Below are 24102 nucleotides of genomic sequence, written 5' to 3'. Positions count from 1 at the left end.
TCGCCGACGTCGATCGTCGGCGGCGCGACGCGTTTTCCTCTTTTTCTTGGCCCTGCGGCGCACTACGCCACAGGGCGGAGCGGCTATGACTCGCAAAAAAATCGATCTCGGCGGGCAGACGTTCAAGGACGTCTTCAGCTTCGCCGCTTCCCACTGGACGCGTCAGCGGCGGCGCGTCCTCGTCATCGTGACCGTGGCCCTTTGCTCGGCCTTGGCCGATATCCTGACGCCGATGTTCGCCGGCCGCCTCGTCGGCGCCTTGGCGGGCGCGGGCGCCGTCAAGACGAGTGCGCTGCATGGCGTACTGGCGGCCTTCTCCGCGCTGATCTCGCTCGCGCTGGCGGGCGCGGTGCTGCGCTATTGCATGTACGCCGGCATCACTTCGCTCACGCTGCGCATGATGAGCGACATTGCCGGCGATGCGTTCCATCGCGTGCAGCGCTTGTCGACCGATTGGCACGCGAACAGCTTCGCCGGTTCGACCGTGCGCAAGATCACGCGCGGAATGTGGGCGCTCGACATGCTCAACGACACGCTGCTGCTCGGGTTGCTGCCCTCGGTCGTCATGCTCGTCGGCGCGACCGTCCTGCTCGGCATGCACTGGCCGATCATGGGTGTGGTCGTCGGCGTGGGCGCTGTCCTCTACATCGCGACCACCGTCGGCTTGACGCTCGGCCTCGTCGCGCCGGCGGCCCGGCTGGGCAATGCATGGGATACGCGCATGGGCGGCGCGCTGGCCGATGCCGTGACGTGCAACGCCGTCGTCAAAGCGTTCGGCGCCGAGACCCGCGAGGAAGCGCGGTTTGCGCGCGTGATCGGCAAGTGGCGGCATCGTACGCGCCGGGCGTGGATACGCGGCACTTTCAACGGCAGCGTGCAAAACGTCATGCTCGCCGCCATGCAGGCGGCCATGCTCGGCGTCGGGCTCATGCTATGGCTCGACGGTCGAGCCGGGGTGGGCGACATCGCATTCGCGCTGACGATGTTCCTGGTGCTGCAAGGCTATTTGCGCGACGTGGGTACGCTCGTGCGCCAACTTCAGCGGTCGGTCAACGACATGGAAGAACTCGCCGCGCTCACGCGCCAACCGCTCGGCATCGAGGATAAGCGGGGCGCCGGCGCGCTCGTCGTGGAGCGCGGCGAGATTCGCTTCGAGCACGTGACGTTTCGCTACGACGCCCATGCGGCGCCGCTCTACGCCGATTTTTCCGTGCGTATCGCGCCGGGCGAGCGCGTGGGGCTGATCGGCCATTCGGGCTCCGGCAAGACGACGTTCATCAAACTGATCCAGCGCCTCTACGATGTGGCGGAGGGCAGAATCACGATCGATGGCCAAGACATCGCGGGCGTGGCGCAAGCCTCGTTGCGCGCGCAAATCGCAATCGTTCAGCAAGAGCCGTTGCTGTTTCATCGGTCGTTGGCCGAGAACATCGCTTACGCGCGTCCGGGGGCCTCGCACGCCGACATCGAGCGCGCGGCGCGGCTGGCGAACGCGCACGAGTTCATCGAGTCGTTGCCGAATGGGTACGACACGTTGGTGGGCGAGCGCGGCGTCAAGCTCTCGGGCGGCGAGCGCCAACGCGTCGCGATCGCTCGGGCGTTTTTGGCGGACGCCCCCGTGCTGATCTTCGACGAAGCCACCTCGAGCCTCGATAGCGAGAGCGAAGCATCGATTCAGCAAGCGATGGAACGGCTCATGGTGGGACGCACGACGCTCGTCGTCGCGCACCGGCTGTCGACGGTGCGTGCGCTCGATCGTTTGCTCGTGCTCGACAAGGGGCGCATCGTCGAGGAAGGCAATCACGATACGTTGATCCGATCGGAGCGCGGCCTGTATCGGCGCTTGTTCGAGCGGCAAGCGCTCGAATTGACGAAGGGGCTCGTCGTTGCCGAACCGCCGCGCGCCGCCGCCGCGGCCGCCGAGGCTTGAGCGTCTCGGCTCTAACCCTTTCCACGGCCGGCGCGATGCCGGCCGTTTTTTTATGGGCTGTGAAAATCGAATGGCGTTTTATTTAAATGTCATTGTAATGGAATTGAAAATTAATCATACGTGAAATTAAAATCAGACTAGTGATACCTATCTAATCGGATAATTCTGCTTACATAAAATTCTCATTGCTGCTTCACTCCAATGCGCCGCGGCAGCCATGGTGAAGGCTTCGGCGCGGCACCGTTTAAAACGACGTATGAATGAAAATCGGCAATTCGCCGTGCTCGAACATTGGAGAAAACAGTATGGCCAGGTCGTTGAAAAAGAGAATGCTGACAGGTTTGACCGCAATGGCAATTGGTGGCGCTTCATTAGCCGGATCAACCGGCGCCGCCGCACTGCTCTCGCTCGCGGCGCCGCGGGCCGCGTTGGCGGATACCGCGCCGTCGGTCGATGACTATGCCGCGACGCAGTACCCGATCGTGCTCGCGCACGGGCTGTCGGGCACCGATCGCTACGCGAACGTGCTCGACTACTGGTACGGCATCGCGTCGGATCTCGAATCGCACGGCGCCAACGTTTACGTGGCGAACTTGTCGGGTTTCCAGAGCGATTTGGGTGCGAACGGGCGCGGCGAACAACTGCTGACCTACGTCAAGCAAGTGCTCGCCGCGACGGGTGCGAAAAAGGTCAACCTGATCGGCCATAGCCAAGGCGGCCTCAGCGTGCGATATGTGGCGGCGGTCGCGCCCGAACTCGTGGCGTCCGTGACGACGATCGGCACGCCGCATCGAGGTTCGGAATTCGCCGATTACGTTGCCGGCGTACTAGCAAAAGATCCCACGGGCTTGGCCGAGCCGTTGATCGGCAAGTTCGCCGATCTGCTCGGCACGCTCTTCAGCAGCGATTTCAACTCGAACCAGGATGCGATCGCTGCGTTGACCGCGCTGACGAGCTCGGGCGCGGCCCAGTTCAACGCGGCCGTGCCGAGCGCGGGGCTGGGCGCGCCGGGCGCCTGCCAAACGGGCGCGTCGACCGAAACCGTCAACGGCAACACGCACTACCTGTATTCGTGGGCCGGCAGCGCGATTTCCCCGACGTGGTCGGTCCTGGGCGTGCGCGGCGCGACCGATACGAGCGTCTCCGGGGCGTTCGACGCAGCGAACTTCGTCGACCCGACGACGGTAGCGCTGCGCGGCTCGGGCACGGTCATGATCAATCGCAATTCCGGCCCGAACGACGGCCTCGTATCGGTTTGCAGCGCGCTGTTCGGCAAAGTGCTGAGCACGAGCTATCACTGGAATCACGTTGACGAAATCAACCAGGTGCTAGGCGTGCTGGGACAGAACGCGGAAGATCCGTTGGCCGTGATCCGGACGCATGCCAACCGTCTGAAACTTCAGGGGCTGTAACCGATGACGCGCCCCGCCGATGCAAAGAAGACCGCGAGCACGCTCGCGCCGTTCGCCCTCGTCGGCGCCGTTGCGGCCGTCGCGCTCTGGTATTTCATTGCGCCGGCCGGGGCGCCGCGCGTGCGTGCACAACCTGCCGCACACGCGGCGAGCGCGGCGGCCGTCATGCCGCGTGCCGGGGGGGCGCCGCTTGGGCCTGTGTCGTCCTTGCCGGCGTTGCCGGCTTCGCTCGAGGGGACGATGCCGCCAAGGCTGCCCGTCGATGCGCATGGCCACTTGCGCAAGACGCGCGCGGTGCGCGAGTTCTTCGACTACTTTCTGACGGCGCAGCATGAAATGCGCGACGAAGCGCTCGATGCGCTCGTCAGAAAGCAAATCGCATCGCAACTCGACGCAACGCTCGCCCAGCGCGACGCGCTCGATGTCTGGCAGCGCTACGGTGCGTATCGCCGCGCGCTGGCCGAGCTTGCGCCGCTCGCGGCGCCGTCGCCCGCGCGTGGGCTCGATCTCGATGCATTGCAGTCCTCGCTCGACGAGCACGTATCGCTCGCCGGCCGAACGCTCGGGGCCGATTGGAGCGAAGCGTTCTTCGGCCTCGATTGGCGGCGCGGCCGCTATACGATCGAGCGATTGCGCATCGCGCGCGACCCGGCGTTGACCGAAGCGCAAAAGGCGGCCCGCCTACGCGCGCTCGATGAAAGCATGCCGCCCGAGGCACGCGCGTCTCGTGCCGACGGCGAACGTGCCCGCGCGACGGTCGATACGGTCGCCAAGCTCGAACAGCAAGGGGGCTCCATCGACGCGCTGCGCGCGAACGCAACGCAAGCGCTCGGGCCGCAGGCCGCCGAACGCATCGTCAAAATGCAGCAGGACGACGACGCGTGGCGAGCCAAATACGCCGACTATGCGGCACAGCGGGCGCGCATCGATGCAATGGGGCTCACGAGCGCCGAGCGCGACGCGCGGATCGACCAACTGCGCCGACAGGCGTTTTCGAATCCGGCGGACGCGATCAGAGCCGCGTCGCTCGACGGGCCGCCCGCCCCCTGAGCGTGCCGTTGCGCTTAGGCGACCTGCACCGCGCCCGCTTCCATGTGACGCTCGATGACGCGGGCGAGCGTGTCGAACGCCGGTTCGATACCTTCGTTCGGCACGCAGGCATAGCCGAGCAGCAGCCCCCGGCGCGCCACATCCTCCCGGCTGTAATAGGTGGAAAGCGGCCGCACGATCACGCCGGCATCGAAGGCGGCCGATGTCACGCGGCGATCGTCGACTGCGTCCGGCAGACCGAGCACGAGGTGCAGGCCCGCTTCGTCGCCCATCACGGGCAGCGCATCGCCGAAGCGCGCGGTGATAGCGTCGATCAGCATCTGGCGGCGCTCGCCGTAGAGCGCGCGCATACGTCGCACGTGGGAGGTGAGATATCCGCCGAGAATGAATTCCGCGAGCACCGCCTGATGCATGAGCTGGCCTTCCCGATACAGCTCGGCCACGGCGGTGCGAAACGTATCGACCAAATGTTCGGGTGCGACCATATAGCCGATGCGCAGCCCAGGGTACAAAATCTTGCCGAGACTGCCGACGTAAATCACGCGGCCGGCGTCGTCCAAGCCCTGCAGCGATGCGATCGGCCGGCTGCCGTAACGGAACTCGCTGTCGTAGTCGTCCTCCACGATCCACGTGCGGTGCTGTCGGGCGTATTCGAGCAACGTGCGGCGCCGCGCAAGGCTCATGACCATACCGAGCGGATACTGGTGCGACGGCGTGACGACGGCTAGGCGAGGCGCCACGCCCGGGGTCAGCTCGCGCGGGTTCAGGCCTTCGCCGTCTACGGGAATCGGCTCCAGTTCCAGCCCGGCCGCCTGCAGCACGCTGCGCGCGCCCCAGTAACACGGCTCCTCGACCCACGCGCGATCGCCGACGTCGGTCAAGAGCTTCACGGCGAGGTCCATCGACTGATGTATACCCGTGGTGATGATGATCTGATCGGGCGAGCATTTGACGGAACGCGCCACCCGCAGATAGTCGGACAGCGCGCGGCGCAGCGGGCGGTAGCCGCCCCCTGGGGCGTAGGTCAGCAGCTCGGGGTTCGCTTCTTTCCACAGCCGCGCCTGCAGGCGGCTCCATGTGCGGGTAGGGAATTCCTTGACGTCGGGCACGCCGGGCATGAAGGCGCCCCACTGCTTCGGCGCCACCCCCGCGCGCCCGATCAGCCGCTGCCCGCGCGTGGAAAGGTGCTCGTGCGCGCGGTTTTCCCGAGCGGCGGGCGTCTCGCTCGGGCGCACGACGGGGCGCGGCCGGACCGCTTTCGTATCGGGACGCGTATCCGCCACGTAGGTGCCGCTGCCCGTGGACGAGAGGACGTAGCCCTCGGCCGTCAATTGGTCGTACACGCGAAGCACCGTGTTGCGCGCAATGTCGAGATCTTCGGCCAGCGTGCGCGAACTGGGCAGCTTCGTGCCAGGAGCCAATTGTCCCGTCAGAATGGCCTGCTGGACCAGGCGCAACACCTGGCGGTACATGGGCTCGGCCGCTGCGCGCTCGAGCCGGGCGCCGAGCCAATCCGACAGAATGATCGTATCCAAAGTGGTTCCCTTCGGAATAATGAAATGGTTCCGTTACGTGGAACCGTAACCGATTATATTGGATTGCAAATGAAATGCGGTGCTCGCTAGTCGATGGAGCCAATCGGAATGGGAGTGGAGGCAGACGATGAAATCGGACCAGGTGATTGTGAGCTTTCGCGGGGTGCGCAAGACGTACGACGGCGAGAGCCTTGTCGTGAAGTCGCTCGACCTCGACATCTACCAGGGCGAGTTCCTGACGCTGCTCGGGCCGTCGGGTTCGGGCAAGACGACTTGTCTGATGATGCTGGCCGGGTTCGAATTCCCCACGGGCGGGGAGATCCGGCTCGACGGGCAATTGCTCAATACCGTGCCGCCGCACAAGCGCAACATCGGCATGGTGTTCCAGAACTACGCGTTGTTTCCGCATCTGACGGTCGAGCAGAACGTCGCCTATCCCCTGACGGTACGCAAGATGGACGCCGCCGAGCGTGCCGACCGCGTGGCCGAAGCGCTCAAGATGGTGCGCATGGACAGCTTCGCCAAGCGCTATCCGTCGCAGCTCTCGGGCGGCCAGCAGCAACGGATCGCACTGGCTCGCGCGCTCGTCTTTCAGCCGCGTCTCGTGCTGATGGACGAACCGCTCGGCGCGCTGGACAAGCAGTTGCGCGAACACATGCAGTACGAATTGAAGGCGCTGCACGACAAGCTCGGCCTGACGTTCGTCTACGTCACGCACGATCAGGGCGAAGCGCTGACGATGTCCGATCGCGTCGCCGTCTTCGACAAAGGGATCGTGCAGCAGCTCGATACCGTCGACCGTCTTTACGAAACGCCGTGCAACGAGTTCGTCGCGAACTTCATCGGCGACAGCAACCGGCTGCACGGCACGATCTCCGACACCGACGGCGAGTTTTGCCGCATGCGTTTGCGCGACGGCACGCACGTCGTGGGCCGCAACGTGGCGAACGCGCGGGCCGGCGCATCGGCCGTCGCCTGCATTCGCCCCGAGCGCCTGCGCCTCACCGCCCACACGGGCCTGCGCGACGCCGCCGCGGCGAACGCCAACGCCAACGCGCTGTCGAGCGAAGTGCGCGGTCTCATCTATTTCGGCGATCACGTGCGGATGCGCTGCGCGGTGCCCGAGCAGGACGAATGCTTCGTCAAGGTTCCGCTCGGCACCGAAGCGCTCGATACGTTCGTGCCCGGCGCGCGTGTCGGGCTCGAGTTCGCCCCCGAGCATTTGCGCGTTTTTGCGTAATCCGCGGCGCGAGCGCTCGCCGCTCGCGAAGCCTGCATCGCCCAGTCCGCGGTCCGCGGACGAATTCACGAAGATCCACGTAGAGGAGAGCCAAGATGAAGTCGAACACCCTCATGACGCGCCGCACCGTTGCGACGCTGGCCGTCGCTGTCGCATCGACGATGCTTGCCGCGGCCGGCGCCGCGGCGGCCGAGCTGACCGTCGTGAACTTCGGCGGCGCGAACGCCGATGCGCAGAAGGTCGCGTACTACCAGCCGTTCGAAAAGAAGACGGGCGATAAGGTCACGGCCGTGGAGTACAACGGCGAAACGGCCAAGATCAAGGCCATGGTGGAAGCCAAGCACGTGAACTGGGACGTCGTCGAAGTCGAATCGGGCGATCTGGGCCGCGGCTGCGACGAAGGCCTGTACGAAAAGCTCGACTGGTCCAAGATCGCCAAGAAGTCGGAGCTGATCCCCGAATCGCCGAGCACGTGCGGCGTGGGCTTCTTCGTCTGGTCGACGGCCATCGCCTATAACGCCGACAAATTGAAGACGGCGCCGACGGGCTGGGCCGATTTCTGGGACGTCAAGAAATTCCCCGGCAAGCGTGCGTTGCGCAAGGGCGCGCGCGGCAACCTCGAATTCGCGCTGATGGCCGACGGCGTGGCGCCCAAGGATGTCTACAAGGTGCTGGCGACGAAGGCCGGTCAGGATCGCGCCTTCAAGAAGCTCGACGAACTGAAGCCGAACATCCAATGGTGGGAAGCCGGTGCGCAGCCGCCGCAGTTCCTCGTCGCGGGCGACGTCGTCATGTCCTCCGCGTTCAACGGCCGGATCGACGCCGCGCAGCGCGAAGGCAAGAACCTGAAGGTGGTGTGGAACGGCAGCATCTATGACCTCGACTACTGGGTCATTCCGAAGGGATCGCCGAACAAGGCGCTGGCCGAGCAGTTCATCGCTTACTCGGTCTCGTCCAAGCCGCAGCAGGCCTACGCGCAGCATATCGCCTACGGCCCGGCCAACCGCGACGCGATCAAGTCGCTCGACGCGAAGACGCTTTCGAACCTGCCCAACTCGCCGGCCAACGGCAAGAATGCGGTGCTGCAAGACGCCGCCTTCTGGACGGATTACGGCGACGAGCTCGAGCAGCGTTTCTCGTCGTGGGCGTCGAAGTAACGTAGCAGGATAGTTAGGCGCAGGCGCGCGCCGATGCGGTAGCCGGCGCGCGCCGATTGAAAGCAAGAAGCAAAAAGGCAAGAGGCAAGGCAGGAGATGAGCGTGCAAACGATGACGATTCAGAGCGAGCCGAGCAGCGCATCGACCGCGACGTTGAAGCGGGAGTTGAAGGCGGCGCAGGCGCGCAAGCGCCTAACGGCGCTTCTCCTGATTGCACCGCTGGCGATATTTCTGGTGCTGATTTTCGTCGTGCCGATCGCGGCGCTGCTGACGCGCGCGGTGCAGAACCCCGAGGTGGCCGATGCGCTGCCCAAGACGGTCGTGCAGCTCAAGGGCTGGGACCGCAAGAGCGAACCGCCCGTGGCGGCGTATGCGGCGCTCGCCACCGATTTGGCGGCCGCGCAAGACGGCGAAGTAATGGGCGGCTTGGCGCGTCGGCTGAACGTCGAAATCCCGGGCTACCGCTCGCTCGTGGCGAAAACGGCTCGTGCGCTGCCGTTCGCCGACGACGCGGGCCACCCCCTCGCGTTATCGCCCGATCAAATGCGCGCCAAGCTCATCGATCTCGACGGGCGCTGGGGCGAAGTGCGCTACTGGCGCGCCATCGCCAAGAATAGCTCGCACTACTCGCCGTTTTATATGCTGGCCGCGCTCGATCATCGACAAGACGCGTTCGGCCATATCGAAAAGACCGATCCCGATCAGCGCATCTACTTGAGCGTCTTCGGCCGCACGTTCGTGATCGGCGCGGTGGTGACGCTGGCCGCGCTGCTGCTCGGCTATCCGCTCGCTTATTGGATTTCGACGTTGAACGAACGTCGCGCCAACCTGGCGATGATCCTCGTGCTGATCCCGTTCTGGACGTCGATTCTCGTGCGCGTCGCCGCATGGATCGTGATCCTGCAGACCGAAGGCCTCGTCAACCATACGCTGCACGGGCTCGGCCTCATTCATGCGCCGCTCGAGCTGCTGTTCAACCGCACCGGCGTCTACATTTCGATGACGCATATTTTGCTGCCGTTCATGATCCTGCCGCTCTACAGCGTGATGAAGTCGATCCCGCCCACGTATCAACGGGCCGCCGTGTCGCTCGGCAGCCACCCGTTCGCCGCCTTCTGGCGCGTGTATGTACCGCAGACCTATCCCGGCATCGGCGCGGGCGCGCTGCTCGTGTTCATTCTCGCGATCGGCTACTACATCACGCCGGCGCTGCTGGGCGGGCCGAACGATCAGATGGTCAGCTACTACGTCGCCTACTTCACGAACGTGACGATCAACTGGGGGATGGCTTGCGCGCTCGGCGGCCTGCTGCTCGCCGCCACGCTCGTGCTCTACGCGGTCTACGGCCGCTTCACGCGCGCCCAACCGAACCTGTGAGGAGCCGACGATGAAACTTTCGAAACCTTTGTTCGCCCCGCACACGTCGATCGTCGAACGCGCATGGTACTTCCTGCTGCGCGGCCTGGCCGTGCTGACGCTGCTGTATCTGATCATGCCCGTGCTGGCGATCGTGCCGCTGTCGTTTTCGTCGAGCACGTTTCTCGTCTATCCGATTCCGGGTTGGTCGCTGCGCTGGTATCAGAACCTCGTCATGTCCGACGAGTGGCGCTTGGCCGCGAAAAACAGCTTCATCGTCGCGCCTTCCGCCACGGTGTTGGCCACCGTGCTCGGCACGCTTGCGGCGCTCGGTCTGGCCAAGGCGAATTTCCGCGGCAAGGCCATCGTCATGGCCGTGCTCATTTCGCCGATGATCGTGCCCGTGATCGTAGTGGGCGTGGGCATGTACTTGTTCTTTGCGCCGCTCGGTCTTGCCAATACTTATATCGGACTGATCATGGCGCATGCGGCGTTGGGCGTGCCCTTCGTCGTCACGACGGTGGGCGCGACGCTGCAAGGCTTCGACGGCAATCTCGTGCGGGCCAGCCTATCGCTCGGCGCCAACCCCACGCGCACGTTCTTTCGCATCACGCTGCCCGTGATCGCGCCGGGCGTGATCTCGGGCGCGCTGTTCGCATTCGCGACCTCGTTCGACGAAGTCGTCGTGACGCTGTTCCTCGCCGGCGCCGATCAAACGACGCTGCCGCGCCAGATGTTCACCGGCATCCGAGAGAACATCACGCCGACGATCGCCGCGCTGGCGACGATTCTGATCATTTTTTCGACGGGGCTGCTGCTCGCGCTCGAATGGCTGCGTGGGCGAAACGCGGCGCGCGCGGTGGCGTGACCGTACGCCACGGTCTGTCCGTGGCGCTTTGATGACCGCATCTTGAAGCCTCTTCGGAGGCTTCGCTTTTTGGTTCGACGCATCGTACGTCGAACGATCTCCACCCGCGCCGTGCCTATAGTCGGCAAATGGTCAGCCGCACTTCGCCGCTGACCGGAACGACAGGAGAGGGCATCCATGCACAACGGCGCGGTAGAGGGTACTGACGCGAGCGAGTCGGTCCAAGCAAACGAGCTGCGGGAGCGCGAGGGGCACGACCGGCCGCCGGTCGCCACGCCGCAATCCTCGACGATGCCTCGGTCGACTTCCTTCGAAGGAATGCCGTCTCGCTCGCCACGCTTGTCCGTCGATTCCCAGACTTCGCAGAATTCGCTTCGGCGATCGCAAGGCCCGACGCCGTCGGTGCGCACAGTCTCGGCTGACGACATTCGCGCGGCATCGACCGAGGATGTGCGGACATCCGCGATTCATCCCGCTTCGAGCAACGTGTCCGTGCTGACGCAAGCGTCCGTTCGCCGGGAACTCGACGACGGGATCAACCGTATCAGGGACGAATTCACACCGGACGAAAGACGCCTGGAGGCCGCGACAATCGACTTGTTGCACGGCAATTTCGCCCATAACCCCGAGCTGCGCCAAGTCATCGAGCAAAGCGGCCACGCGGGCCTGTTCGCGAATTGGCAGTTGAAAACGCCGCGTGCGCAGCAAAACGCGATTGCCCGGTTCTTGCTGGATGTCGCCAACAACAACTTTGAAAACAAGACGGCGATGAAGTTCGCCTCGCTGTTCAATATGTCGGTGAAGGGCGGCTTCTGCGTGATGCTGATGACGTTCTGCCGTCAGTTGGGCTCGCATGGCATGAACGACGATAAAGGCTTTACCGACGAAACGCGCAAGATCGCCGGTGGTTTGATCGCGGCGCTGCCGGTCGTGCTGCTGGCGGCCGGCGGCGTGAAGGACTACAAGGACGGCACAGCCACGACGTGGTCGTCGGTCGGGCGCGGCGCGCTCGGGCTCGTTGCCGCGACGTCGCTCGCGGTCACGGCGGCGCTCGGCAACTTGGGCGCGGCGGCGCCGGCGCTGGCGGCATTTGGCCTTGCCTACTGTCTCGGCCGCGATACGTCGCAGCTTTTCATTCGCACGCCCGGCCAAATGAAGAGCATCCAGTTCGCGCCTACGCTTGCATCGGGGGTGGAGTACGGCGGCGTGGAAATGGGCGTGGGTTCGCTGATGTCCTACGAGGCGCCTGGTACGTCGGTTCGCGCGGACGGCCTGACCGGCGTCATCAACGGCGCCGGTGAACTGACGGATGACGTCAACCTTACGCTGGCGCATCTCTTCAAGGAAGGGATGGACGAAACGCAAGGCAATGCGCTCGAAAAGTTCATGGGCGGTTTGACCCGCGTGAACGATCATTTCCGCAATCGGCTGTCGCTGCAGGCGCCGACCGGCAGAGAAGTTGCAAACATGTTGCTGGGAACGTATCCCGCGCGTGCAGCGCTGTTCGGTGTCGTGGTGATGGCCGCGTACAACTTCAGCGCGAAAACGCCCCAGCTCGATGCCACGAAAGAGACGAACTACGGCAATCTGTTGACGGGGTTGATCCTGGGCACCTTGTACACCGCATTTGCCGGCATGTTCGCGAAGCGGGACCCGCACACGGGGGCCGCGCACGATGCCGAGGCGCAGCGCGACGGCTTGGCGCAGTACGAATTGACGCAATCGCCCGTGACCGCGTATCGCTCGACGCAGACGCCTCGGCGCGAGTCCCCGGTGATCGAGGAAATTCACATCGATGTTCCGCCGGAAGCGCACGTTCCCATCGGCGCGCGAACCGACGGCAGCACGCAGAGCGGCCCCTTGCTCGCAACCGGCGTGCACTCGTCCGGTCCCCCAACGGGGGCCGTCTTGCAGCGCGCCGCGTCGCAGCGAATAGCGGGCACGGGCGAAAGCGAATCGTTCGAGCGCCGCCAGCCGGTTACGAATCTCCGCGCAAGCGAGTAGTGCGTAGCCCATGCCGAGCTCGGTGGCAAACGCATGCATCGTTGGCTGCTTGAACGAACCGATTCTGCGAGAATCTCCGAGCGTTATTCCTTTCTATAGGAGGAGATATCCATGACCGCATCAGCCGCCATTTTCGCCATCGTGGCTGCGCTCTTGCTGGGCGCCATGATTCCAGGCCCCAGCTTCGTCATCGTCGCACGCAACGCTATTGGGCTTTCTCGTAGGGATGGCCTGGCCACCGCGCTCGGCATGGGCATTGGGGGCATTTTCTTCGGCAGTATCGCGTTGGCTGGGCTCTATACGCTTTTGCAAGCCGTGGAGTGGCTTTATATCGGGCTCAAGATCGCAGGGGGCGCCTACTTAATTTTCGTCGCGTCGAAGATCTGGCGCGGAGCCGATCGGCCGATCGCGATGCAAGATGCGGCGGCCGCCGGTTCCGGTCGCCCGCGCAAATCGTTTTGGATCGGTTTGACGACGCAATTGAGTAATCCGAAGACGGCGATTTGGTACGGCAGTATCTTTGCCGCGCTGCTGCCGCAGCATCCGCCGCTTTGGTGCTATTTCGCGTTGCCGCCGCTCGTGTTTTGCGTTGAATTCGGGTGGTACACGCTCGTGGCGCTTTGTTTCTCGAGCAAGGGTCCGCGCGAAGTCTATCTGCGTGCGAAGAAATGGATCGATCGCATCGCCGCCGGCGCGATTACCGCCCTGGGCTTGCGACTGATCCTCGCAGCGCCGAAGGTTGGGATTTGACCGCATGGCACGGCGGTTCGCGGCGATGCGGTGACAAGGCGCGTCCGGGTTCGAATCACGCGGACGCGCGCTTCGCCACCGATCAGAAGTTGAACTTGTCGATGTTGCTCGCGTTGAACGTTTGGGGCGGCCCGAGGATCACCTCGCCATCCTGGCCGATCGTGCGCGTGCCGAGCTTGCCCGCCGAGAACGTCTCGCCCGCTTTGCCGGTGATCGCGCCCGAGGCGAGATTCGCGGCGGCGTAAGCGGCCAAGTAGCCGAGTTGGCCCGGGTCCCACAACTGGAACGCCGTGACGGTGCCGTTCTTGACGAACTCGCGCATTTGATTGGGCGTGCCGAGGCCGGTCACCGCCACCTTGCCCTTGCTCGGCGACGACGAAATATAGCGTGCGGCGGCGGCAATTCCCACCGACGTCGGCGCGACGATCGCCTTGAGGTTCGGATACGCTTGAAGCAGCCCTTGCGTTTCGACGAACGATTGCTGATCGTCGTCATTGCCGTACGCGATCTTGACGAGCTTCATCTTCGCGTACTCGGGCTTCTTCAGTTCCTCTTTCATCCACTTGATCCACGTGTTCTGGTTCGTCGCGTTGGGCGTGGCCGACAAAATGGCGAATTCGCCTTCGTTGTGCATGAGGCTCGCGGCGAGTTGAATCTGCCCACGGCCGATTTGTTCGGCGTTCGTCTGGTTGACGAAGATCGTGCGACCGGCGGGCGCGGTGTCCGAATCGAACGTCACGACCTTGATGCCGCGCGCCATCGCGCGCTTCAAGTACGGCACGACGGCGTTCGGGTCGTTGGCGGCGATCACGATCGCATCGACATGCTGCGTGGTCAGCGTGTTGATGTACGAAACTTGCGAAGAGGCGCCCGCGTCGGACGGGCCGACTACCTTGCCTTCGCCCTTGAAGTCCTTGATTGCGGCCATCCCGCCGTTATCGGCGGTGACCTCGTAGGGGTTGTTGATCTGCTTGGGTACGAACGCGATCTTCAGTCCTTCCTTGATGTCCGCGGCGTTGGCCGCGATCGCGAAACCCAGCAGCAGGCCGGCCAACGTCGCCGCGGCCGCGGCGCGCAAAGGTTGATGCATCGTCTGTCTCCTCATGGTGCCTTTCACTTGAACGACCGGGCTTTTCGTCCGGCTCCTTGGAAATTGCGCTTGCCGATCGACGGTTCGTCACCGCCCTGCCGCCACGGCCAGCCTGTCCTTGCGCGAGCGCCACAGCGCGACGAGATTGGGAATGAGCACGGACGACAGCAGGAGCAATCCGGTGACGATCGTCAGCGTTTCGCTCGATACGTCGACGAGCGTCAATGCATTTCTGAGTACGCCCACGATCAGCACCGACAGCAGCACGCCATAGAGCGAGCCGCGACCGCCGAAGATGCTGACGCCGCCGAACAAGACCGCGGCGATGACCGCGAGCTCGAAACCTTCGCCATTGTCGCCGCGCGCGCTCGTGAAGCGCAGCGTGAAAATGATGCCGGCGACGGCGCTGACCAGGCCCGAGAGAACGAACAGCCGAAGCTTGATCCGGTTCACGTCGATGCCGGAAAACCTTGCCGCGCAGCCGTTGGCGCCGATCGCATAGAGACTGCGGCCGAAGGGCGTCGCATGAAGAACCGTGCAGAACAGCGCCGCGGCGACGATGACGGTCATGAACGGCAGCGGAATGTGGGTCGCGCCGAGCGTATCCATCCCGAACGCCGTATACGCAGCGGGAAAATCCGCGATTGCTTGATCGCCGAGCAAGACGTAGGCGAGCCCGCGAAACAGCGCGAGCGTTCCGATCGTCACCGCGAGAGAGGGCAGCTCGAGGCGCACGACGAGCCATCCGTTCACGAACCCGGCGCCGGCTCCGCCGACGATTGCGAGCGCCATCGCCGCGGGCATCGGCAGCCCCATGTGCCACAGCGCACCCATCAGCGCACTCGATGCGCCGAGTACGGAGGCCACCGATAGATCGATTTCGCCCATGACGATGATGAACGTCATCGGCAGCGCCATCAGCGCGATTTCGGTGATATCCAGCAGGATGTTGCCTAGGTTGTCCGCGTTGACGAACACGGGCGACAAGATCCGCCCAAATGCGAGCGACGCGATGAGAATGACCGCGAGCATCGCCTCCCAGGTTAAATGGACAGGCCGTCGGTTCGCCACGGTCTTGGACGGCTCGACATTGTGTTCAGCCATGGTCGCGCTTCCTCATCATGCGCTTCGCCAACGAACGGGCGAGCAGCGTATCGACGGTCACGGCGGCGACGATCAATGCGCCCTGGATCGCCTGTTCCCAGAACGGCGAGATGCGCAGCACCACCAGCGCGATGCCGATGACGCCCAATACGAGCGAGCCGAGCGTCGCGCCAAGGATCGTGCCGGAGCCGCCGTTGATCGCCACGCTCCCGACGACGGCGGCCGCGACGACTTGCAGTTCGATGCCTTTTGCCGTGCTCGCGTCGACGGTGCCGAAGCGAGCGAGCCACAATGCCCCGGCCAACCCTGCGATGGCGCCCGAGATCAGAAAACCGATCATGACACGCCGTTCGACCTGAATGCCCGCTAAGCGCGCCGCCTCCGGATTGGAGCCGATCGCGTAGTGCTCGCGACCGCCGCGGAACTGCTTGAGATATAGGCCGAGGCCGGTCAAGACGATGGCCGCGAGCAGAACCAGCGTCGGGATCGCGAGCACCGAGCCCGTCGCCAGCATCGAAAAGGCGTTCGGCAAACTGCTTGCGTTGATCTGTCCGCCGCTGACCCAGGCATAGTCCGCGCCGCGAAAGATGTACAACGTCGACAGCGTCGCCACGAGCGAGGGCACGCGCCCGATCGCAATGAGCGCCGCATTGACGGCGCCCCCGATCAACCCGATGCCGATGCCGGCCGCAAGCGCGACGACGACCGGCATATGCGGGAAGGCGACGAAGAGCGTACCGACGCCATAGGCGCTGATGCCCACGACCGACCCGATCGACAAATCGATGTGCCGCATCAGCATGACGAGCGTCATACCCGCGGTCAGCAAGCCCACGATGGAGACGTTCAGCAGCACGTCGCGCAAATTTTGCAGATTGAGAAACTGGGGACGCGCGAGGCCCGTGCCGGCGATCAGGGCGACGAGGACGACGAAGAGCGCCGTTTCGCGGCGCTTGGCCAGATCCGCGAGCCAGAGCGCGAGCCGGGGCGCGGCGGCGGCGTCGGTTCGGCGCATGGCGTCGGCGCGCGTGGTCGTCGTCATGCCGCCTTCCCCCAATGGCCGTCCGCCTGCCCGAGCGCCGCATTCATGATGCGCGCCTCATCGGCATCCGCACGCGCGATGTCGGCGCTGATGCGTCCTTCGTGCATGACGAGCACGCGATCGGCCATGCCCAGCACTTCGGGCAACTCGCTCGAGATCATCAGCACCGCCATGCCGCCGCGGACGAGATCGGCCAGAGCCGCGTATACCTCGGCCTTGGCGCCCACGTCGATGCCGCGCGTCGGCTCGTCGACGATCAGCACTTGCGGGTGGGTGGCGAGCCATTTCCCGAGCACGACCTTCTGCTGATTGCCTCCGGACAGCGTGCCTGCCGGAGCGAGCAAATCGCTTGCTTTCAGGCGGAGCCGCATACCCCAGTCTCTTGCAAGCGACTCCTCTCGCCCGCTCGAAATGAGCCCAAAGCGCGTGAGGCGCCCCAGCACCGTCATCGATGCATTGCGCGCGATGCTGAGCTCAAGTGCGAGTCCTTGTTGGCGGCGGTCCTCGGGCACCATGGCGAGCCCAGCCTTGACGGCGCGCTCGGGTCGGCCGGGCGCGAGGCGGCGGCCCGCCACGTGGATTTCCCCGCTGTCGAGCGGGTCGATCCCGAAGATGGCGCGCGCGACTTCGCTGCGGCCCGCGCCGACGAGCCCCGCTAGCGCGACGATCTCGCCGGCTCGGACGTCGAACGACACGTCCTTGAACACGCCTATGCGCGTCAGGCCGCGCACTGACAGCTTGACCTCGCCCGCCGCGACATCGGCCTTCGGATAAAACGTTTCGAGGTCCCGCCCCACCATCTTCGCGACGATATCGGCCGTGGTCATGTCGGCGGTCGGCGCATCGAACACCTTCGCGCCGTCACGCATGATCGTGACATGCTGCGTGAGCGCGAAGACTTCTTCGAGCCGGTGCGTGATGAACAAGATGGCCGCGCCGCGTTCGCGCAGCGAGCGGACGATGGAAAACAATCGCTCTACCTCGAGCAAGGAAAGCGCCGCCGTAGGCTCGTCCATGATGAGAACGTTGGCGTTCAGCGAGAGCGCCTTGGCGATTTCGACCACCTGCTGATCGGCGATGGATAGACCGCGCACGAGCTGCCGCGGCTTCAAATCGACGCCGAGCGACGCCAGCAGGCTCGCAACTTCCCGATGCATGCCGTCGAAATCGATCCGTCCGAAGCGGTCGACGGGTTGCCGCCCCATGAAGATGTTTTCCGCGATCGATAGATCGAAGAACAGCGTAGGTTCTTGATAGATGACGGCGATGCCCGCATCACGCGCGTCGGCAGGCGATTCGAAGCGCCGTGCAGTGCCGTCGATACGCAGCTCGCCGGCATCGGGGGCATGCGCGCCTGCGAGGATTTTGACGAGCGTCGACTTGCCCGCGCCGTTTTCGCCGAGCAGCGCGTGGACTTGCCCGGGCATCAGGACGAGCTCACCCTGAACGAGGGCGCGTACCTGACCGAACGACTTGGTCGCGCCTCGCAACGCAAGACGCGGCGTCGGCGGCGAAGGGTGTGCCATGTCCAAATTCGTCTCCATCGTTTTGTTCGTATCGCGCGTCATTCGCGCGATTCAGATGCGATAAATGCGCTCGGCATTGCGCCTGAAGAGGGCGGCCCGTTCGCTTTCGCTCGCGCCCGCGACGATGCGCGAATAGGCTTGCCATAGGGCGTCGTACGTGCCGAACAGGCGATCGACCGGAAAATTCGAAGCGAACATCGCGCGTTCGGTCCCGAATGCATCGATCGCTTCGAGTGCGTAGGGCCGCAGGCTTTCGACGGTCCAGTGATGGTCGAACATCGCGAGCCCGCTGATTTTCACCGCGACATTGGGGCACGCCGAGAGCGCGCGTAGCCCGTCGCGCCATGCGCGATATCCGCTCGGACTATCGCGATCGACGAACATGCCCGTGTGATTGAGCACGATTTGCGTATTCGGATGATGGCGCGCGAGCTCAGCGGCCTCTTGCATTTGCGACGGATACAACTGCATGTCGAACGACAACCCGTAGGGTTCGAGCAGACCGAAGTGCTTCGTCCATAACGGGTCGCGCATGAAGTGCCGGTCGACATAGCCATAGAGCGGGTTGGCGTGCACGTTCAGGATTTGCCGAATGCCGCGCGTGTTGGCGAACGCCGCATGCGCAGCGAGCGTGTCCTCGACATCGGGCCGGCTCAGATCGGCGGCGGCGACGATCGCGTGAGGCATGGCGGCGGTGGACTTCGTGGTCGGCGCCGTCGCACCCGCCGCATCGGCCAACGATTGCAGCCAACGCGTTTCCTCCACGGGATCGAGCGGATCGTGATTGGCCTCGACGTGCACCACCTTGACGATCTCCACGGGGCCGGCGTCCTCGAGGAGATCGCTCGGCAGGTAGTCGTGGGCGAGCCTTTTCGCGTTGCCTACGAATGATTCGCCCGGATTGGCGAGCCACGGGTAGTGGTGCGTCTTCAAGTCCCAGAAGTGCACATGCGGATCCACCACTTGCATCGCCTCGTCTCCACTCGTCTACGTGTTTGCTCGTCTGGCGGCGGCAGGTTGAAAGGACTATAAATCGCCGTGCGATAACAAACCAATCCGTTATCATCATTGCGCGATCCAAAAAGCGAATCACCCATGACATCGTCCGCCGCGGTTCTATCGCTCGTCAATCGGCTCAAGTTCAAGCATCTTGCGCTGCTCGTCGCGCTCGACGATACGCGCAACGTCCATCAGGCCGCGGACCAGGTCAACGTCGCTCAACCCAGCGCGAGCCGCATGCTGGGGGATGTCGAAGACGCATTCGGCTTCCGGCTCTTCGAGCGCAACGCGCGCGGCATGACCCCCACGGCGCTGGGCGCCGTCGTCCTCGCCTACGCGCGCCGGGCTTTGTCGGAGCTGACGCGCTTTGCCGAGGATCTCGACGTCAAGCGCAAGGGCGGCCACGGCCAGCTGACGGTCGGCGCGATCATGGGCGCCGCGCCCGACGTGCTCGCATTGGCCGTCGCCGCGCTGAAAACCGAACGGCCGCTGCTGAACGTACGCATCCTCGGCGAGACGAGCGATCAGATCGTTCAACTGCTTTACCGCCGCGAGATCGATCTCGCGCTCGCGCGATTTACCACTTCGCTTCAGCACAACGACTTCCATTTCGAGCCGCTTGCGCATGAAACGCTGGTGCTCGTCGTACGGACCCATCATCCGCTCGCACGGCAAGCATCGGTCACGCTGGCCGAACTCGTCCAATGGCCGTGGGTCGCGCAACCCGTCACGAGCCCCGCGCGCGTGCTGTTCGAGGAAGAGCTCGCCCACGCGGGGCTCAATACGCCCTCGAACCTGACCGAATGCGGCTCCGTCTTCGCCACGCTGCAACTAATCGAAACCTACGACGCCGTGGCGATGCTGCCCGAATCCGTGGTGCGCGACCACGTGCGCGGCAAGCTTCTCGTCGCGTTGCCGCTGGAGATCGGCAAGAGCTTGCCCGGCTACGGTATCCTCGTGCGCAAGGAGGAGGCATTGCCGGAAGCGGCGCACCACTTCGTCACGCTCTTACGGCGCTTCTCGCAGCCGATCGCCGATGCGCGCCTACGCAAGGCTCATTGAAGATTGACGAATAGGCCGCCATCCACGAGCAGCGACGCGCCCGTGACGTAGCGAGCTAGGTCCGAAGCGAGAAAGACGACGCAATCGGCCACTTCTTCCGGTGCGCCGAGCCGCCCGAGCGGGATGCGCCGCTCGAAGTAGGCGCGTTTCTCGGCGTCGGCTAAATCCTGCGCATTGAGGTCGGTCGCAATCGTGCCCGGCATCACCGAATTGCAGCGAATGCCGTAGGGTCCAAGAGCGATTGCGCACGATTGCATCAAGGAATGCACGCCGGCTTTCGTCGGCGTGTAATGCGTTTGCATGCCGCCGCCGACCAGCGCGCTGATCGAACTCGTCGCCACGATTGCGCCGCCCGTGCCTTGCTCCTTCATTTGGTTCGCGACGGCTTGCGTGACATAGAAGGCGCCGTTCAGATTGACGCCGACCGTTCGCTCCAGCACTGAAGGCGGCATATCGAGAAAGGCATGAAACGGGCAGATGCCGGCATTGCTCACGAGCACATCGACCTTGCCGAACGCGTCGACGGCGTGACGGACGAGATCGACGCCCGTCTGGGGCAGGGCGACGTTGCCTTCCACCGCCACCGCGCGCCGCCCATGGCTCTGCACTTCGCGGACGACTTCGTCGATGGCCGAGCGCCGCCCGTACGACGCATCGTTGTCGCCCCAGTAGTTGATGACGACATCGGCGCCCTCGCGTGCGCAGGCGAGCGCGATGGCGCGCCCGATGCCGCGCGATCCGCCCGTGACGATCGCCACCTTGTGTTCGAGTAGCACGACTACCTCCTTGCGTCGTTGGGTCGACCCCTCAATGCGTATGCGGGCGCACGAGCGCGCACTCGGGGTTGAGCCGCACGCCGAAGCCCGGCGTATCGGGCACTTTCATGCGTCCGTTGACCGGCACGGGTTCGTCGAGCAGCAGCGGCGTGAACATCGGCACGACGCGGTCGGCTTCGGGGGCCATCATCAAGAACTCCGAGAACGGCGAATTGTGCCGCGTCACGACGAAATGGTAGCTGTAGACGGAGGAGCCGTGCGGCACGACCAAGACATTGTGCGCATCGGCGAGCGCGGAAATTTTGACGAGTTCGGTCAAGCCGCCGCACCACCCGACATCGGGCTGAATCAGGTCGCAGCAGCCCATTTCCAGCAGCATGCGAAACCCCCATCGCGTGGCCTCGTGTTCGCCCGTCGACACCATCATGCCGGGCGGCACATTGCGGCGCAGTTCGGCATAGCCCCAGTAGTCGTCCGGCGGCAAGCATTCTTCTATCCACTTCAGGCCGTATTGATGCGCGGCGTGCGCGAAGCGGGTGGCGTAGCGCAGATCCAGACTCATCCAGCAGTCGTACATGAGCCAGAAATCGTCGCCGACGCGATGGCGCATCTCGGCCAGCTTGTCGAGATTCTTGCGCAGCCCTTCCTCGCCTTCGGCCGGGCAATGCTGCAACGGCAACTTGCCGCCGATGAAGCCCATCTCTTTGGCGAGATCGGGGCGGGAGCCCGTGGCGTAGAAGACGAGCTCGTCGCGAACGGGGCCGCCGAGCAGTTGAAACACGGGCTCCTCGCGTACTTTGCCGAGCAGATCCCAGAGCGCGAGATCGACGCCGGAGATCGTATTGAGCACGATGCCCTTGCGCCCGTAGTAGAGCGTCGCGTAGTACATCTGATCCCACATCGTTTCGATGTCGGTCACGGCGCGGCCTTCGAGGAAACGGGCGAGATGTTTTTCGACGATGAACGCGCCGATTTCGCCGCCGGTCGTCACGGCGAAGCCGACGTTGCCGTCGCTGGCCTCGATTTCAACGACGAGCGTGCCTAGCACGTTGATCCCGAACGATTGCCTGCTTTGCCGATACTCGGGGTAGCGGGCCATCGGCGTTGCGATGTGATCGTCGATCCAATGACCTCCCGCTTGATCGTGATAGTCGGCGCCGCCGCCGCGAACCGTGAAGGCGCGCACCTCTTTGATGGTTGGCATGGCCATGAATGACACCCCGCATCGGTGATCGGTTATCGGTAATCGACAATCAGTAGGTGGCGCGGCCGCCCGACAGATCGAATACCGAGCCTGTGCTGAATGCACAGTCTTCCGAGGCGAGCCAGAGAATCATCGAAGCGGCTTCGTCCGGCATGAGAAAGCGGTTCATCGGGATTTTCGACAGCATGTAGTCGATGTGCTGTTGCGACATCGAATCGAATATCTCGGTCTTGCAGGCGGCCGGCGTGACGGCGTTGACGAGGATGTTGCGCGTGGCGAGCTCCTTGCCGAGCGACTTCGTCAGCCCGATGAGGCCGGCCTTCGACGCACTGTAGTGCGATGCATTGGGATTGCCTTCCTTGCCGGCGACCGACGCGATGTTGACAATGCGTCCGTAGCCGCGCTCGAGCATGCGGGGCACGACCGCGCGACAGGTCAGGTAGGAACCGATCAAGTTGACCTCGATTACGCGGCGCCACATGTGCGGATCGAGCTCCCACGTCAACCCGTTGCCGCCTGTAATTCCGGCGCTGTTGACGAGGATGTCGATGGCGCCGTGCCGTTCGAAGGTCGCGGCCGCGGCGCGTTCCACGGCGGCGTCGTCGACGAGGTCGACCGTCACGGCCGATACCGTGCCGAATTCGGACAGCTCGCGGCGGCTACGTTCGAGCCGCTCCGTATCGACGTCCCATAGGGCGACCGTGGCGCCCGAACGCAGCGCACGCTGCGCGACCGCGTAGCCGATGCCGCGCGCTCCGCCCGTGATGACGGCGGTGCGTCCGTTCAGATCGATCTCGTTCACAAGGCCTCCTCGATTCAGGCTGCTGTTGACGGGAGACTATAGAGGCGCGCCGATAGCCGAACAATTCGAAAGGCGCATTTGGCGATAACAAAAACGCATTGCGACCGTGAGCCGCCGGAAAATGGATTGATGCCCTTCGGGCAACACAGTGCGGCCATGCCGGAGGCTACCGCGAGACGCGGGGCACACCTACGATGCAATGGCGCGACAACCTTCGCTCGCCCGCTCTGCCCGTCGCGGACCGGGAGCCCGCTCAACACAGGCCCGCACGTGGGGCCGCTTCATGGGAAGAACATCATGTCCGGTATCAAGTCCACTCTCGCGGCCTCGTTGCTCGCCGCGCAAGGCTTCGTGTGCACGGCGCACGCCGCCCCGCCCGAAGCGCATGTCACGCCGCTCATGACCCAGGCGCTCGCCGATTATCCGGGCAAGGAAGCGCTGATGATCAGCGTCGAGTACCCCCCGGGCGCGGTGGACCCAGTGCATCGCCATAACGCGGAAGCCTTCGTCTACGTACTGGAAGGAAAGATCGTGATGCAGGTGAGAGGCGGCAAGGAGGTCACGCTATCGCCGGGGCAGACCTTCCATGAAGGGCCGAACGACGTTCATGTCGTCGGCCGCAACGCCAGCCAGACGAAGCCGGCCAAGTTCGTCGTCGTGCTGCTCAAGGACAAGGGCGCACCGGTGCTCGTGCCGGCGAAGTAAACGGCGGCGCTTGCGTGCCGGCGCCGGTGATTACTCAATGCTCAGCGAGTGCGCCATTTGTTTGACCACCGGCGACCACATCGTTTGTTCGGACGCGGGATAGCTGAACTGCACGGCGACGAGCGTGTCGCCGCGGATGATCATCTGTTCATAGACGATCGCGTCCTTCTGCGGCCGGCATGAAAACGCGACGAGGCTTCGCTTGCTGACCTCGTAGCTGGCCGGTGCGCCGGCGCAGGCCGATTGCTCCTCGTCGCGAAGGATGCGCGCCGGCGTATCGCGGTTCGCGTTGTACCTGCCCCAAACGGCTACTTGTCCAGAGCTGGATTTCGCCGAAAAAACGACCCCGTCGCCGTCGTCGGCTTCCTCGCCCGGAACAAGACGATCCTTGGGGTATTCGATCGTGTAGCCGTAGCGGATGTTGGCGTATGTTGCCAGCGATTTGCCGGCCGGCGGTGCGGCGGCGTAAGCCGCCGAGCTGGCGGCAAGT

General features: G+C 64.3%; 21 protein-coding genes. 11 read left to right on the top strand and 10 right to left on the bottom strand.

Features of this window, described 5'->3' with window-relative positions; translation table 11 throughout:
* Positions 1-85: 85 nt before the first annotated feature.
* The 3 genes from ACTHNR_RS12345 (at position 86) to ACTHNR_RS12335 (ending at position 4392) form a co-directional block, all read left to right on the top strand.
* Entirely contained in the window at positions 86-1930 is a 1845-nt protein-coding gene (locus ACTHNR_RS12345) for an ABC transporter ATP-binding protein (RefSeq protein WP_440547909.1), read from the top strand.
* 305 nt (positions 1931-2235) lie between these two features.
* Entirely contained in the window at positions 2236-3342 is a 1107-nt protein-coding gene (locus ACTHNR_RS12340) for an esterase/lipase family protein (RefSeq protein WP_440547908.1), read from the top strand.
* A gap of 3 nt (positions 3343-3345) precedes the next feature.
* Positions 3346-4392 carry a lipase secretion chaperone gene (locus ACTHNR_RS12335; RefSeq protein ID WP_440547907.1) on the top strand — a complete coding sequence of 349 codons (1047 nt, stop codon included), beginning with the start codon at positions 3346-3348 and terminating at the stop codon, positions 4390-4392.
* Between the two features lie 14 nt (positions 4393-4406).
* On the opposite strand, the gene pdxR is transcribed toward ACTHNR_RS12335, so the two are convergent.
* Positions 4407-5927: a MocR-like pyridoxine biosynthesis transcription factor PdxR gene (gene pdxR, locus ACTHNR_RS12330; protein ID WP_440547905.1), complete on the bottom strand. Its 1521-nt coding sequence runs from the start codon at positions 5925-5927 to the stop codon at positions 4407-4409.
* Between the two features lie 127 nt (positions 5928-6054).
* Between pdxR and ACTHNR_RS12325 the strand changes: the two genes are divergently transcribed.
* The 6 genes from ACTHNR_RS12325 to ACTHNR_RS12300 all read left to right on the top strand — a co-directional run bounded on the left by ACTHNR_RS12325 (position 6055) and on the right by ACTHNR_RS12300 (position 13302).
* Entirely contained in the window at positions 6055-7167 is a 1113-nt protein-coding gene (locus ACTHNR_RS12325; RefSeq protein WP_440547904.1) for an ABC transporter ATP-binding protein, read from the top strand.
* A 113-nt stretch (positions 7168-7280) separates the two neighbouring features.
* Positions 7281-8324, top strand: coding sequence for an ABC transporter substrate-binding protein (locus ACTHNR_RS12320; RefSeq protein ID WP_440547921.1), 1044 nt, complete (start codon positions 7281-7283; stop codon positions 8322-8324).
* 111 nt (positions 8325-8435) lie between these two features.
* Positions 8436-9701: an ABC transporter permease gene (locus ACTHNR_RS12315; protein ID WP_440547920.1), complete on the top strand. Its 1266-nt coding sequence runs from the start codon at positions 8436-8438 to the stop codon at positions 9699-9701.
* 10 nt (positions 9702-9711) lie between these two features.
* Positions 9712-10548 (top strand): ABC transporter permease, encoded by an 837-nt coding sequence (locus tag ACTHNR_RS12310; RefSeq protein WP_440547903.1) that lies wholly within the window; start codon positions 9712-9714, stop codon positions 10546-10548.
* Between the two features lie 402 nt (positions 10549-10950).
* A complete protein-coding gene (locus tag ACTHNR_RS12305; RefSeq protein WP_440547902.1) occupies positions 10951-12552 on the top strand; it encodes a hypothetical protein in 1602 nt (533 codons plus the stop codon).
* Positions 12553-12663: 111 nt separating this feature from the next.
* Positions 12664-13302 (top strand): LysE family translocator, encoded by a 639-nt coding sequence (locus ACTHNR_RS12300; RefSeq protein ID WP_440547901.1) that lies wholly within the window; start codon positions 12664-12666, stop codon positions 13300-13302.
* An 82-nt stretch (positions 13303-13384) separates the two neighbouring features.
* On the opposite strand, the gene rhaS is transcribed toward ACTHNR_RS12300, so the two are convergent.
* From rhaS to ACTHNR_RS12275, 5 genes are all read right to left on the bottom strand, one after another.
* Positions 13385-14392 carry a rhamnose ABC transporter substrate-binding protein gene (gene rhaS / locus ACTHNR_RS12295; protein ID WP_440547900.1) on the bottom strand — a complete coding sequence of 336 codons (1008 nt, stop codon included), beginning with the start codon at positions 14390-14392 and terminating at the stop codon, positions 13385-13387.
* Between the two features lie 87 nt (positions 14393-14479).
* Positions 14480-15496 (bottom strand): ABC transporter permease, encoded by a 1017-nt coding sequence (locus tag ACTHNR_RS12290; RefSeq protein WP_440547899.1) that lies wholly within the window; start codon positions 15494-15496, stop codon positions 14480-14482.
* Positions 15489-16511 carry an ABC transporter permease gene (locus ACTHNR_RS12285; RefSeq protein ID WP_440547919.1) on the bottom strand — a complete coding sequence of 341 codons (1023 nt, stop codon included), beginning with the start codon at positions 16509-16511 and terminating at the stop codon, positions 15489-15491. Before ACTHNR_RS12285 ends, ACTHNR_RS12290 begins: the two co-directional genes overlap by 8 nt.
* 23 nt (positions 16512-16534) lie before the next feature.
* Positions 16535-18064 (bottom strand): sugar ABC transporter ATP-binding protein, encoded by a 1530-nt coding sequence (locus ACTHNR_RS12280; RefSeq protein ID WP_440547898.1) that lies wholly within the window; start codon positions 18062-18064, stop codon positions 16535-16537.
* Between the two features lie 51 nt (positions 18065-18115).
* Positions 18116-19033, bottom strand: coding sequence for an amidohydrolase family protein (locus ACTHNR_RS12275; protein ID WP_440547897.1), 918 nt, complete (start codon positions 19031-19033; stop codon positions 18116-18118).
* A 126-nt stretch (positions 19034-19159) separates the two neighbouring features.
* On the opposite strand from ACTHNR_RS12275, the gene ACTHNR_RS12270 reads away from it, so the two are divergent.
* Complete coding sequence (locus tag ACTHNR_RS12270; RefSeq protein WP_440547896.1) at positions 19160-20125, top strand: LysR family transcriptional regulator; 966 nt, start codon at positions 19160-19162, stop codon at positions 20123-20125.
* Here ACTHNR_RS12270 and ACTHNR_RS12265 read toward each other — a convergent pair.
* From ACTHNR_RS12265 to ACTHNR_RS12255, 3 genes are read right to left on the bottom strand one after another with little or no spacing between them, the layout of a single operon-like run.
* Positions 20119-20901: an SDR family NAD(P)-dependent oxidoreductase gene (locus ACTHNR_RS12265; RefSeq protein WP_440547895.1), complete on the bottom strand. Its 783-nt coding sequence runs from the start codon at positions 20899-20901 to the stop codon at positions 20119-20121. The two genes, ACTHNR_RS12270 and ACTHNR_RS12265, sit on opposite strands and share 7 nt — an antisense overlap.
* 31 nt (positions 20902-20932) lie before the next feature.
* Positions 20933-22111, bottom strand: a complete 1179-nt coding sequence (gene rhmD, locus ACTHNR_RS12260; protein WP_440547894.1) for an L-rhamnonate dehydratase — start codon at positions 22109-22111, stop codon at positions 20933-20935.
* A 43-nt stretch (positions 22112-22154) separates the two neighbouring features.
* Complete coding sequence (locus ACTHNR_RS12255) at positions 22155-22907, bottom strand: SDR family NAD(P)-dependent oxidoreductase (protein ID WP_440547893.1); 753 nt, start codon at positions 22905-22907, stop codon at positions 22155-22157.
* A 297-nt stretch (positions 22908-23204) separates the two neighbouring features.
* Here ACTHNR_RS12255 and ACTHNR_RS12250 point away from each other — a divergent pair, with 297 nt between their 5' ends.
* Complete coding sequence (locus ACTHNR_RS12250; RefSeq protein ID WP_440547892.1) at positions 23205-23612, top strand: cupin domain-containing protein; 408 nt, start codon at positions 23205-23207, stop codon at positions 23610-23612.
* A gap of 30 nt (positions 23613-23642) precedes the next feature.
* Here ACTHNR_RS12250 and ACTHNR_RS12245 read toward each other — a convergent pair.
* Positions 23643-24102: hypothetical protein (locus ACTHNR_RS12245; RefSeq protein ID WP_440547891.1), on the bottom strand; the 460-nt coding region annotated here is incomplete at its 5' end.

It is taken from the genome of Trinickia sp. (assembly GCF_051954495.1).
Taxonomy (GTDB): Bacteria; Pseudomonadota; Gammaproteobacteria; order Burkholderiales; family Burkholderiaceae; genus Trinickia.
The sequence above is the reverse complement of the archived record's forward strand: the minus strand, read 5'-3'. Positions and strand labels throughout refer to the sequence as shown.